At 38.5% G+C, this 11,996-nt stretch carries 11 protein-coding genes; 2 read left to right on the top strand and 9 right to left on the bottom strand.

From position 1 onward, the window contains the following. Positions 1–10: 10 nt before the first annotated feature. A complete protein-coding gene (locus tag FZC76_RS03585) occupies positions 11–2,221 on the bottom strand; it encodes a PAS domain-containing sensor histidine kinase (protein ID WP_148986886.1) in 2,211 nt (736 codons plus the stop codon). A 333-nt stretch (positions 2,222–2,554) separates the two neighbouring features. Here FZC76_RS03585 and FZC76_RS03590 point away from each other — a divergent pair, with 333 nt between their 5' ends. After that, entirely contained in the window at positions 2,555–4,318 is a 1,764-nt protein-coding gene (locus FZC76_RS03590) for a B12-binding domain-containing radical SAM protein (protein ID WP_148986887.1), read from the top strand. A gap of 6 nt (positions 4,319–4,324) precedes the next feature. On the opposite strand, the gene FZC76_RS22870 is transcribed toward FZC76_RS03590, so the two are convergent. The 3 genes from FZC76_RS22870 to FZC76_RS23385 are packed head-to-tail and all read right to left on the bottom strand — an operon-like array spanning position 4,325 to position 4,831. Beyond that, positions 4,325–4,495, bottom strand: a complete 171-nt coding sequence (locus FZC76_RS22870) for a hypothetical protein (protein WP_169292838.1) — start codon at positions 4,493–4,495, stop codon at positions 4,325–4,327. 13 nt (positions 4,496–4,508) lie between these two features. Beyond that, positions 4,509–4,664: a hypothetical protein gene (locus FZC76_RS22875; protein ID WP_187441941.1), complete on the bottom strand. Its 156-nt coding sequence runs from the start codon at positions 4,662–4,664 to the stop codon at positions 4,509–4,511. A 35-nt stretch (positions 4,665–4,699) separates the two neighbouring features. After that, entirely contained in the window at positions 4,700–4,831 is a 132-nt protein-coding gene (locus FZC76_RS23385; protein WP_262372367.1) for a hypothetical protein, read from the bottom strand. A gap of 81 nt (positions 4,832–4,912) precedes the next feature. Between FZC76_RS23385 and FZC76_RS03595 the strand changes: the two genes are divergently transcribed. Then, the gene (locus FZC76_RS03595) at positions 4,913–5,266 is read left to right on the top strand and encodes a DUF3905 domain-containing protein (protein ID WP_148986888.1); all 354 of its coding nucleotides are present in this window, start codon (positions 4,913–4,915) and stop codon (positions 5,264–5,266) included. Between the two features lie 138 nt (positions 5,267–5,404). On the opposite strand, the gene FZC76_RS03600 is transcribed toward FZC76_RS03595, so the two are convergent. From FZC76_RS03600 to FZC76_RS03620, 5 genes are all read right to left on the bottom strand, one after another. Next, the gene (locus tag FZC76_RS03600; RefSeq protein ID WP_148986889.1) at positions 5,405–6,229 is read right to left on the bottom strand and encodes a carbohydrate ABC transporter permease; all 825 of its coding nucleotides are present in this window, start codon (positions 6,227–6,229) and stop codon (positions 5,405–5,407) included. Between the two features lie 12 nt (positions 6,230–6,241). Continuing rightward, the gene (locus tag FZC76_RS03605) at positions 6,242–7,147 is read right to left on the bottom strand and encodes a carbohydrate ABC transporter permease (RefSeq protein ID WP_148986890.1); all 906 of its coding nucleotides are present in this window, start codon (positions 7,145–7,147) and stop codon (positions 6,242–6,244) included. Between the two features lie 178 nt (positions 7,148–7,325). Beyond that, complete coding sequence (locus FZC76_RS03610) at positions 7,326–8,573, bottom strand: ABC transporter substrate-binding protein (protein WP_148986891.1); 1,248 nt, start codon at positions 8,571–8,573, stop codon at positions 7,326–7,328. Between the two features lie 101 nt (positions 8,574–8,674). Further along, entirely contained in the window at positions 8,675–10,777 is a 2,103-nt protein-coding gene (locus FZC76_RS03615) for an amylo-alpha-1,6-glucosidase (protein ID WP_148986892.1), read from the bottom strand. Positions 10,778–10,898: 121 nt separating this feature from the next. Then, on the bottom strand, positions 10,899–11,903 hold the full coding sequence (locus FZC76_RS03620; RefSeq protein WP_148986893.1) for a LacI family DNA-binding transcriptional regulator: 1,005 nt from the start codon (positions 11,901–11,903) through the stop codon (positions 10,899–10,901). Positions 11,904–11,996: the final 93 nt, after the last annotated feature.

The raw sequence follows: 11,996 nt of genomic DNA on the forward strand, positions 1-11,996 counted from the left end.
TTCATCCGATTCAATGCTCAGTCGGAGACCCTATTGGTAATTTTATATGGAAGGTAGTCCCTTTGCCAACCTCACTGCTGACTTCGATGGTACCATTATGTTCTTCTACAATTTTATAGCTTACCATAAGCCCCAACCCTGTTCCACGTTCCTTTGTCGTATAAAAAGGCTCTCCAAGTTTTTTCAATTTATCTTCCGGGATACCAATTCCTTCATCCTTAAACGAAATCAGAACCTGTTCACCATCTATCTTTATTAAATCCACAGATACAGTTCCACCGCTAGGCATCACTTCAATCGCATTTTTTAAAATATTGATAAAAACTTGTTTTAATTGATTTGGTTCACAATATATATCCGGTAAGCCTTCTTCAATGGAACTAATAAACTGCACATTCTCAAGGGATGCTTGTGCGCTTAACAAATCGAGGGTTTCTTTCATAATAACTGATATATTTTTTCTTTGATAAGATATGGCTTGTGGCTTAGCCAATACTAGAAATTCGGTTATGATGGATTCAATTCTCTTTAATTCAGAGGTGATGACATCAAAGTACATGACATATTGGTCTTGATTCATGCTATTTTGTAAAAGTTGAATAAATCCTTTTAGAGCTGTCATTGGATTTCTTATCTCATGTGCGATCCCAGCAGCCAATTCTCCCACAACCGTCAGGGTATCTGACTTTCTTAGCTGTTCTTCCATTTCCCTTTTTTCTGTTATGTTTCTAAAAATCGTCATGTGCAATCCTTCAATAACATGCTTCTTGGCAGAGTATTCAATGATCTGTACTCCACCATCCCCTTCAATACATAATTCTCCACTTAACTCTTCGCTTTCTGGACACTCTCTCCACTGTGCCTGGAGTTCCTTGAGCTGTTCTTTTGGAATATACCAGTGAAGTTGATTATTCATCAATTCTTCTTTAGAGAGGCCCAATATCTTGCTTGCATTAGGATTGGCATCTATTACATCACATCTATCATCCCATAGAAGTATACCGTCCATGGCATTATTGAATATCTTTCTAAATTTTTGTTCGCTTTCTCTTAAGTCTTTCTCCATCTTCCTTCTTTCGCTCACATTTCGGAATATTATCATATTATATCCATCAATAATTCCTTTGTTTGCTGTGAATTCAAGTAGTTTTTTCTGTCCATTCGGCATATGAAACTCGAGTTCTTCTCGAATTTCTCCCTTTGCACCAAACTGTTTTACGATGGAGAACACTCTTTTATCTTTCTTTGGAACAAATTCATGGAGCTTTGAGCATACCAAATCATCAAGTGGCAATTCAAAGGCTCTGCTTGCCGCAGGGTTAGCTCGTTTTATATTCCCGTTATTATCCACCAACACGATTGCATCTAAAGCATGTTGAAACATCTCTCTAAAACGCTCTTCGCTTTTTTTCAGTTGCAACTCCATATTGCGTTTTTCTGTTACGTCTCTCATTATAGCTAAATAGTAATCGTCATAAATATTGGCAGTGATGGTGACTTCGAATGTTTTACGTTCACCTGTGTGAAGAACTACCGGCAATTCTCCCCTAACCCTTCCATGACTATCTAGAAGATTCCAAATTTTTGTCATCTTATATTGGAAACCATCTTCCAAAAAATCATCTAACTTTGATTGCAGAAGATCTAATTTGGTCATAGCAAAATTAGAACAGAATGCAGGGTTAACATCGATAAATAAGCCATTTCTATCAAATACGACAATCCCGTCCACCGCTCTATTTATCACATCATGATACATTTGTTTACTTTTGCTTGATTCCTTTTCTAGTTGTTTCTTGGCCGTAATGTCACGAATAATGCATATATCCAGTCCACTTTCATCGGGATTCCGAACAGCTGAATATTCCACAAATTTGATTGTGCCGTTATCTAACCGCACAATTAACTCATTTTTCAACTCTCCCAATTCTGTTAATTGTGCTTCCTGGTATTCCACTTCCTCTTTTGGCATTAGCTCCAGAAAATCATGTAGTTTCCGACTTAATAATTCCTCTCTTGGCATTTCAAAGAGTTCGCAAGCTTTTGAGTTCACTTGAAAGAATTCAACCTTTTCATTGAATAAGATTATGGCATCATTGGCATGTTCAAATGTAAGTTGCAAAAACCTGTTTTCTTTTTCCAGCTTTTGAAGCTTGGCAGTTAGCGTTTCTATTTCTGCCTCCAACTTCCTGGTTTCTTCCTTCACCATGTGTTGGATCATGACCTTCCCCCACTTATCATATATTTACATTCTTTTCTCAAAGATTATCATAATTGACAACGGTCAAGTGACTTATTAGTAAAAAAACTTTTTATTCAACCACTCTTTATTCTTCTACATAACTTATCTAAATTCCTTTGTTCTACATTTAACGCAATAAAAAAGTCATTTCAGAAATCATTTTGTAATAATTCCAGATTTCCTGTTGATAATGGAAGAGAGGAAAGATTTACTAGCCCTAGAAAAAAGACAGGAATTTATTACTCACCATATTTAATTGTGATAAACTATATTAGTTATAGAATTTTTCAATAGGAGTTTGATGGATTTATAATGAAGATAATTGCCACTACATTAAACGCGAAATATATCCATACCAATCTTGCCATTCGCTATTTAAAAGCTTATGCAGAGCCGGAATATACAGTAGATTTGGTTGAATACACGATTAAAGATCCCGTGATGAATATTGTGTCTGACCTTATCCAAAGAAAACCGGATGTTATCGGCTTTAGCTGTTATATATGGAACATAGAAGAAACAATCAAAGTCATGAGTATGTTGAAGAAAATTAATCCAGAGCTTATCCTCGTTCTCGGTGGGCCTGAAGTAACTTATGATGTGTCGGAATGGCTTGACCGATTAACCGATGTTGATTTCATCGTTCTCGGAGAAGGTGAAATCACTTTTAAGCAATTGCTTCATGAAATTCAAGGTGAAAGAAACTTCGAGTCCATCAGTGGCTTAGCTTATCGGGACGGAGAGGACAAAAAAATATCTCCTCAACGAAATAAAGTAGATTTAAAAGAACTTCCATCGCCATACAGATTTGAGGAGGACCTATCACAACTTGGTAAAAGAGTGACATACTTTGAGACAAGCAGAGGCTGTCCTTTTAGCTGTCAGTTCTGTTTATCTTCCATTGAAGTGGGAGTCCGCTATTTTGACCGGGAAAAAGTAAAAGAAGATATTCGTTTCCTGATGAATAATGGTGCGAAAACGATTAAATTTGTGGACCGCACTTTTAATATTAGTCGAAGTTATGCCATGGAAATGTTTCGCTTCTTAATTGACGAGCATCTCCCGGGAACTGTTTTCCAATTTGAAATCACAGCAGACATTATGCGACCGGAAGTTATTGAATTTTTGAACCAAGAAGCACCTGCTGGATTGTTCAGATTTGAAATTGGTGTACAGTCGACCAATGATGCTACAAATGAACTTGTGATGCGCAAACAGAATTTCGCCAAATTATCTCGTACGGTGACGATGGTTAAAGAAGGCGGAAAGATAGATCAACACTTAGATTTAATTGCCGGTTTGCCTGAAGAAGATTACCACTCATTCAAGAAAACGTTCAATGATGTTTTTGCCTTACGTCCTGAAGAGCTGCAACTTGGTTTCTTGAAAATGTTGCGTGGAACTGGGTTAAGGATTCGCTCAAACGATCATGGATATATTTATATGGATCAGGCTCCTTATGAAATCCTTGGGAATAGCATTCTTAGCTTCGATGATATCATTCGAATCAAGCAAGTGGAAGACGTACTTGAAAAGTTCTGGAACGACCACCGGATGGATGCGACTGTGGAACATTTGGTTACCCAAGTGTTTGAAACACCTTTTGACTTCTTCCAAGAATTCGGTGCCTACTGGGATAAACAAGGTTGGGCAAGAATTGGGCATCAACTAGAAGATCTTTACAAGCGTCTGTATTCCTTTTTACAGGAAGAAAGACCAAATGCTTTATTCGTAATGGAAACGTTGATGAAATACGACTATTTACGTCATCAAAAATTCAAGCCCCGTAAACCTTGGTGGCAGGATCGTCTCGAAAAAGAAGATAGAACCAATATTTATAAACAAGTCATTGATAACCCTGCGTTATTAGGTGACCAATTTGCAGCACATAAATTGAACGAAAAAGAACTATATAAACATACGATGATTGAAAGCCTTCAGTTTGATCTCGAACACTACCTAGATCATGGTGAAATCGTTGAAGATCAAAGCTATGCAATAGTTTATTTCAATCAAAATACTAACAAAGCAGAAATTTATCCTTTATCATCTAAAACAAGAAAAACTGCTAGCTGAATTCAGCTAACAGTTTTTCTTGTTTTTCTTTTTATTATTAGACTCTATTGCATTCTCAAATGCTTTCGCAGCATTTGGATCACCAAATTCCGGACCAAATTCTTCGTTTAAACTGTCTTGAGAAATAGCATGCTCCGAACTATGGGCCTGCTTTTGTTTTTTCTTTTTTGCATCCATTCGTTTCAGCCCCTTATTTACCTTGTCTGCCGTGTTGAGAATTACGGTTTGCTCCACGGATCATATCCTCTTTATCATATGCAGCAGAGAATTCCGTATCTGGTAAGCTTTCCTTTGGAGTTTTGTTATTATTTTTCGCTGCATCATGAGCAACTTTCCTCTTTGCCAATGCAATCACCCCCGTACTTATAGATTGCCCCTTTGTTATTTTTCACATTCTTCATATGCAATCAAAACTATTTCCTCTCCCATTTCTTCCCGAAGCTTTTGCTCATATTCTGCAATGCGATCAAGTTTATCCTGTGAAAGGTTTGCAATTTCAAACTTTTTTGTCATATTCGTTCCCTCCTACTTTTCTTCGTACATACTTATTTATTTTAATGAAATGCTAAAACTATACATTCGGAGGTGAAGTCAATGCCTGATCAAGATAAGTCATTGGAAGTGGATGTCCCATACATGGAAGAAACAATGCCGCATCAGATCAACTCCCCTTCTTTCAAAGGCTCTAATATAAAAATGCAACCGCCATTTGTTAACGAACACGGCGTAGTTATCGGTGACAGCAAATATAATTCAGAAGAATCTCCATTAAATAACTGGAGCGACGAAGTGGACCCTGCCATTATGGCCGGTGACCAATGGGTACATCCAACAAACGATATCGGGTGGAACTCAGCAGAAAACCGCGAGCTTGTTGAAAAATCAAAAAAACCACAAGGTTTCCCTTTTACACACCCAGATAAAGATGTTAGTTATGATAGGGATTAAATCTGCTGAAGAAAAAAATTACTGAAAGGGGTCAGACCCCCAAAGGAATTTTAACACCAATGTCGAAGCGCACCAAAAAAAGCAGAAGGAAATGTACTCCTTCCCTTCTGCTTTTTCTTTGGGTTAATTTGATTCGTTTTATTTTCCGCCTGTAAAAGAAATTCCTTTGATGAAGTAGCGGTTAAAGAAACCGTAAATGAGCAGGACTGGCAATGTAAAGACCATTGATGCTGCCATTATATAGTTCCAATAACTGATATATTGTCCTTTGAAGGTATTCAATCCAAGCGGCAAAGTGAACATAGAAGGATCTGACAATATAATTAACGGTCGCATAAAGTCGTTCCAAAATCCCATGAATACGAAAATAGCTTGTGCAGCAAGTGCAGGTTTTGCCAATGGAAGCACTATCTTGAAGAATGTTCCAAATCGGCTTAGCCCGTCCATTTCTGCCGCTTCTTCCAACTCTTTAGGGAAATTGATGAAAAACTGTCTCATCATAAAGATGAAAGTGGCGTTAATCATAGCTGGTACAATCATACCCTGATAAGAGTTCAACCAACCCAACTCACGTAAAATTAAATAGTTTGGAATCATTGTTACTTGAGCTGGAATCATTAGGACTGCCAGTATAATAATGAACAATGTCTTACGCCCTGGGAAACTCAAACGTGCCAACGCATACCCAGCCATCGAATTAAATAGCAGGTTGAGTGAAGTGCCGGCAACCCCAATTATTAAACTGTTTAACAGCCAACGGGGGAATAACTCCTGCTCCAAGAAAATCTGCTTATAATTATCAAATGTAAAATCTTTTGGAATGAAATTAATTGTCCCACTTACGATTTCTTCTAGAGTTTTAAAGGATGAAGAGACTGCCCAAATAAAGGGCACCAGTGTGATGACTGCATATAAAACGAGAATTCCATACAATAATGCTTTTCCAGCGCTAACCTTCTTCATATAGCAGCCTCCTTAATAAAGAGATTCTTCTTTTGAAAATTTCCGTTGCAATAATGTTGCCACTAAAATCACGATAGAAAGCATAACTGCAATAGCAGCAGCATATCCCATTGTACCGAGACTTTTGAACGCATATTGGTAAATTAATAAAACGACAGTTAATGTTGAATTATCGGGACCACCCGATCCTCCAGAGAATATGAAAGATTGGTCAAACAGCTGAAATGTACCGATCAAGCCCATAATGACAACAAAAGAAGTAACTGGCCGCAAATTCGGAACTGTTATATATAAGAATTTCTTAAAAGCATTGGCGCCGTCCAGTTCCGCCGCTTCATATAAGGAATCTGGGATATCCTGCAAGGCAGCAAGATAGATGACCATAAAAAACGGGGCTGTTGCCCAAATGTTCATTATCATGATTGCAATTAAAGCTACACTAGGATCACCCATCCAGTTATAGGTTGGAAGGCCTAATATAGACAGGATTTCATTTACCAATCCATTTTGGTTGTACATCCACATGAAGATTAAGGTCAATACAGCTGAAGATGTTAAGGTCGGCAGGAAATACACAATTCTAAATATACTTTGTCCTTTTAATCCTGCATTTAATGTTGCTGCTAAAATAAGTGCTAGCAACGTTTGAATCGGAACCACGATAATAACGTATTTAAAAGTATTCCAAAGTGCACGTAACGCTCTACCATCATCTGTTATGTTTGTAAAATTACTCAACCCAACAAACTCATACGTAGCAGTACCTAACAACTGAACCTTATGAAAAGATAAGAAAAATGCATATAAAATAGGACCGATAATGAATAATGCCATTACGAATATTGTTGGTGCCATAAAAGAATAGCCTTGTGATGCTTCTCTTAGCGACCGTTTTGAGTAGGTGCGCTTTTTCTTCATAAAATTCACTCCTTTTCCCTTCAAAGAGTCCCTCTTTTTCTACATGAACTCTTTCTAAAGAAGAAGAAACTAGACACTCTTCTTCACAAAGAAGTCAGTAGGAACGTCCAGGTGCCCGTCATTAGTCCTCCCTCAGACAGGCTCCTTTAACGTCCAAACCTTCATCAATTAAGGAGTATTACTCTCCAATTTCTTTGTTCGCTTGATCCTCGGCTTCTTTCAATGCTTCATCGAGCGGTCGCTGCCCAAGAAATGCGGAAACGAATTGGTTATTAAAATTGTTCATGATGGTAGGCAGATTTACTCCATTTGCCCAAACAGTAGCATATGATGCACCTGCAACCAGTGCTGCTCGCTTCTCATCCTGATTAAAGCCAAGCTTCTCGGCAACAGACTTTCTAGTTGGCAAGGCATATCCTTTTGAAGTCCAGATTTCCATGCCTTCCGGACCTGTTAAAAATTCGATCAGTTTCCAAGAGGCTTCTTTTTTCTCGGACGCTGCATTCATTACATAGGAAACGGTATATGCCATAGTCGATTTTTCACCATTCACTGTAGGAACTTCCGCTGTACCATACTCAACATTAGGGAATGTATCCTCAAGAAAGGGAATTGCCCAGTTACCTTCAATTACCATCGCCGCTTTTTCCTGTCCAAACATTTCACCGCCCCAGTTTGCTCCTACATCTGAAGCTTGTGCTGCAGTTTTATCTTCATTTCGTTGGTCGATGATTGGTTGTAATGCTTCAATAACCTTCTCATCTCCAAAGTTTGCTTTATTGTCCTTGACCACTTGGCCACCTAGAGATTCAGCTATATAATACATTCTTGCAAGCTCAGGAGCTACACCAAGGCCTACAACACCATCCTTTGTCAGCTGCTTTGATACTTCTCGAAGCTCATCCCATGTAGTTGGCACCTCTACCCCAGCTGCTTCAAACATTTTCTTATTGTAAAATAAGGCGAGAGTGGAATAATCTTTAGGGAATCCGTAAGTTACACCATCCTTTTGGAAAGCTTCTAGTAGCGGCTGTTCAAAATCTTCCACATCAAACTCATCTGTTACATAATCATCAAGAGGTTCAAGTACTCCAGTTTCAATTAGAGCAGGAGCTTCAAAAGCATCTAAATAGAATACATCGGGTGCTTCTCCGCCAATTAACCGTGTCTTCATTACATCCATATACTGGTCGGAAATAACTTCATGTTTAACTTTGATATTGGGGTGTTTTTCTTCAAATGAATCCAAGGCCTCTTTCAGCAATCGTGTTTCAGATGGGTTCCCACCCCATCCGGCTAATGTAATTTCTACATTGTCTCCGGAGCTTTCTGAAGAACCACTGCTGTCTCCGCTACAACCTGACAATACCCCACCAATAAGCATCGTAGTAACACCTACTGAAGCCAACCATTTTTTTGCTTTCATCTTAAAACCCCTCTTCCTGTTTTGAGTATTTATTTGGACCTGGTTCACAGCAACTGCTGGGAAACAGCCATTTTTCAAGAGGAATATTTCCTCTGTAAAACCTAATTTTGAACGATTTCAAAACCTGTAGTATTTTCAACAATTGTTAGTTCTACATTTCCTTCAGCACTCTTTTTAGCTAAAAGGGACAGAAAACCTTCACCAATTTTAACCTTCTCTACATCAAGTTCATTCATTCCGTTTGGAAGTAATGGAGATATAGAGATTTTCTTTTCCAAAGCATCAGGGAAAAGACCTAAGATTGTTTGAACAAATACAAGTGGTGTTCCCGCAGCCCATGCTTGCGGCGAACAAGCAACTGGATATTTAACCGCTTTGCCAACAGATTTATCATATCCACAGAATAATTCTGGAAGACGGTCATATTCGAAATGGAAAGCAGCTTCGATAAGCCCTTCAATCACTAAGTTGGCAGCTTCCTGCCTCTGTACTTTAGACATTCCTAATAACACCATGCTATTATCATGCGGCCAAATACTCCCGTCATGGTAACTCATTGGGTTATAACCCGCTTCCCCTGAGCCCATAGTACGAATTCCGAAACCTGAGAACATTTTGGGGGAGACCAGCGTCTCAATGACAGCAGTAGCCTTATCCTCATCGAGCATTTCAGAGAATAAAATATGTCCTGGGTTTGAAGTAATCGTTCCAACTTGTTGTTTATTTTTATCCAAAGCGATCGCATAGAAATTGACATCATCCATCCAGAATTCTTCATCAAACTTCTTTTTCAGCTTCTGGCTTTCTCCCCTTAATAATGCTGCCCTATTGGAATCCCCAAGCTTGTCATAAATCGATGCTATACCCATCTTTGCTTGATATACATATCCCTGAACTTCCGATAGTGCTATAGGCGTAGCAGCGTAATCTCCGTTTCGGTGAACAATTGAATCTCCAGAATCCTTCCATCCCTGATTGGCAATCCCTTTACTGGCTTCTTGATGATATTCAACAAACAAATCACCGTCGCGGTCACCATACTGGTCAATCCAAGTCAATGCAGCTTCAATATTTTCTCTTAGGTCCTCAACAACTTTAAAGTCCCCTGTCCATTTAACGTACTCAGTCAGAAGAATTAAGAATAATGGTGTTGCATCAATAGTTCCGTAATATGGAGTAAAGGGTATCTGCTCCGTAGTTGCAAGCTCCCCGTAACGAATCTCATGCATGATTTTTCCCGGTTGTTCATCCCTCCAAGGGTCTACTTTTGACCCCTGTTTACTAGCCATTGTATAGAGGGTACCTTTTGCCACTTCCGGTTGGAAAGCAAGCATTTGGAGAGCTGCGATTAGACTGTCCCTTCCAAAAGGAACCCCAAACCAAGGTAGCCCTGCAACAGGAAACTTGCCATATCCAAGGTCTGTCAATAATACTCTCAAATCCCCGAGACCACGATCTATGAGACGTTGTAATGGAAGCCAATCCGTTTTCACCTTTGTGACGTTGGTATTCCAGTTAATATAGGATTCTTTCAACTTCTCTAAAGCAATAGTAGCCGAAAGAATATCATCTGACTTTTCTTCACCATGTTGCGGTTGTATCTTGAAAGTGACAGTCTGTTCTTCTTCATGGTTTAACTTAAACTGAAAGAAAACTTCTCCTTTTTCTCCATCAATGCAGTGCGCATCCTTGTCCCATTCAATATATGTCCGCCTTGAAAGATTGTCTGCACCTTCATAGTGAAAGGTCATCGTTTCTCCATCCACTGTTTGTCCAGTTCTTTTTCCAGTTTCTCCATTTTGAAACCCTCGAACAATGAACATATCAGCGAAGTCCACGTCCATATGAACGCTCAAATCAAAATTTACACGCTTAGGGTAATAGTTTTTCAATGTCAGAGATTCGTAGAATACATCATTATAGATAAAACGGGTACGTTTAATCTCAACGGACTCTCTCCATAATATAAGTTTGCTATCCCTCTCCATATGTGGATTGGTCATAAGAATTGTCGCCTTATAATTTTCTGCTGCATCAGAGTGTAGCAGAATAGGTTCTTCGCCATTAATCTTTAGATCCAACTTGCTCAAAAACCGTGTATCTTTTGTATACAACCCCAGTCCGTAAGGGTGCTGCTCAGGAATATTTCCATTTGTGTCTGTAAGTAAAAACAAGTCATTTTCTTTTATTACTCTATAATCCATCGTCCTACCTCCTAGGTGCTAATGAGCATCCGAAACGTTTTGGTTTTTAGGTAAAAATAAAACCGCATATTCTCCCAAAACGTTTCGGATTTTCTGCTTGTAAAAAAGCACTTGCAGTGCCTTATTTTGTTGATTCTCTAATAATGAGCTTTGTATCAATTAACTTTGCATGAGACTGTTCTTTTCCCTCCAGCATATCTAAAAGGAGGATTGCTGCTTCAAATCCTAATTTGAACTTATCTTGTCGTATTGTTGATAAACTTGGATTAGAATAGGAGGCAAGCATAATATCATCATAGCCAATAACCGCGATGTCGTCCGGTACTTTCTTCCCTATTTTTTTTACTGCCTTTAGTACACCTAGCCCCATTAAATCACTTGCGCAAAATACTGCTGTAATCTCAGGATGTTCCGTCAAAAGTTCCACTGCAACTTCTTCTGCTACTTTCTCTTTAAAATCTCCATTTTTAATCCATTCTGGTCTATATGTCAGTTGCTCATTAGCCAACATTTCCATATACCCTTTTAATCGTCGGATACTTACATCTGCCTTTTCATGTCCGTTTATCATGGCAATATTTTTATGGCCTTGTTCAATCAAATGGGCAACTGCTTTTTTTGCACCTTCTACATTGTCCGTCGTAACATAGCCTACTGTTGCTGATTCCTTTGGGATATCCACTAGAACGCAAGGGATGTCACTTTCAACAACCTCTTGCAGATATGGATCATCTGTTTTTATACCTTGCAATATCACGCCATCTACTCTACGTTCTCTGCAAAGCTGAGTATAGGTCTTTTGGCTTTGTTTTGATGATGTAGTACTAAAAAGTACAAGATCATAATCAGAGTTAGCAGATGCTTCATTAATTCCACAAAGAACTTCAAATGTGAAATTATCCTTGACTCCTTCTCTATTCATATCAGAAACAAGGAGTCCAATTGTTTTTGACTTTTTCATCACAAGACTTCTGGCAACTGAATTTGGACTGTAGTTTAATTCCTTAGCTACTTCCTCGATTCTTTGTCTTGTCTTTTTGCTCACATCACTATAACCATTTAAAGCTCTGGAAACAGTTGTGACAGAAACACCAGCTACTTTTGCAATATCTTTTATAGTCGTCATGGTCTTCCTCCCAAAACGTTTCGGATAATTTGTTACTTGAATCGTAACACGTTTCTGAAAGCGATTGCAATAGTTTTTTAAAAAATTTATAAA

Origin of the sequence: Sutcliffiella horikoshii (assembly GCF_008180725.1) — a bacterium.
Lineage (GTDB): Bacteria > Bacillota > Bacilli > Bacillales > Bacillaceae_I > Sutcliffiella_A > Sutcliffiella_A horikoshii_B.

Bases quoted from the DNA above. Each gene is read 5' to 3' on its own strand.
- FZC76_RS03585 (WP_148986886.1), bottom strand. From the start codon at position 2,221: ATGATCCAACACATGGTGAAGGAAGAAACCAGGAAGTTGGAGGCAGAA.
- FZC76_RS03590 (WP_148986887.1), top strand. From the start codon at position 2,555: ATGAAGATAATTGCCACTACATTAAACGCGAAATATATCCATACCAAT.
- FZC76_RS22870 (WP_169292838.1), bottom strand. From the start codon at position 4,495: ATGGATGCAAAAAAGAAAAAACAAAAGCAGGCCCATAGTTCGGAGCAT.
- FZC76_RS23385 (WP_262372367.1), bottom strand. From the start codon at position 4,831: ATGACAAAAAAGTTTGAAATTGCAAACCTTTCACAGGATAAACTTGAT.
- FZC76_RS03595 (WP_148986888.1), top strand. From the start codon at position 4,913: ATGCCTGATCAAGATAAGTCATTGGAAGTGGATGTCCCATACATGGAA.
- FZC76_RS03600 (WP_148986889.1), bottom strand. From the start codon at position 6,229: ATGAAGAAGGTTAGCGCTGGAAAAGCATTATTGTATGGAATTCTCGTT.
- FZC76_RS03605 (WP_148986890.1), bottom strand. From the start codon at position 7,147: ATGAAGAAAAAGCGCACCTACTCAAAACGGTCGCTAAGAGAAGCATCA.
- FZC76_RS03610 (WP_148986891.1), bottom strand. From the start codon at position 8,573: ATGAAAGCAAAAAAATGGTTGGCTTCAGTAGGTGTTACTACGATGCTT.
- FZC76_RS03615 (WP_148986892.1), bottom strand. From the start codon at position 10,777: ATGGATTATAGAGTAATAAAAGAAAATGACTTGTTTTTACTTACAGAC.
- FZC76_RS03620 (WP_148986893.1), bottom strand. From the start codon at position 11,903: ATGACGACTATAAAAGATATTGCAAAAGTAGCTGGTGTTTCTGTCACA.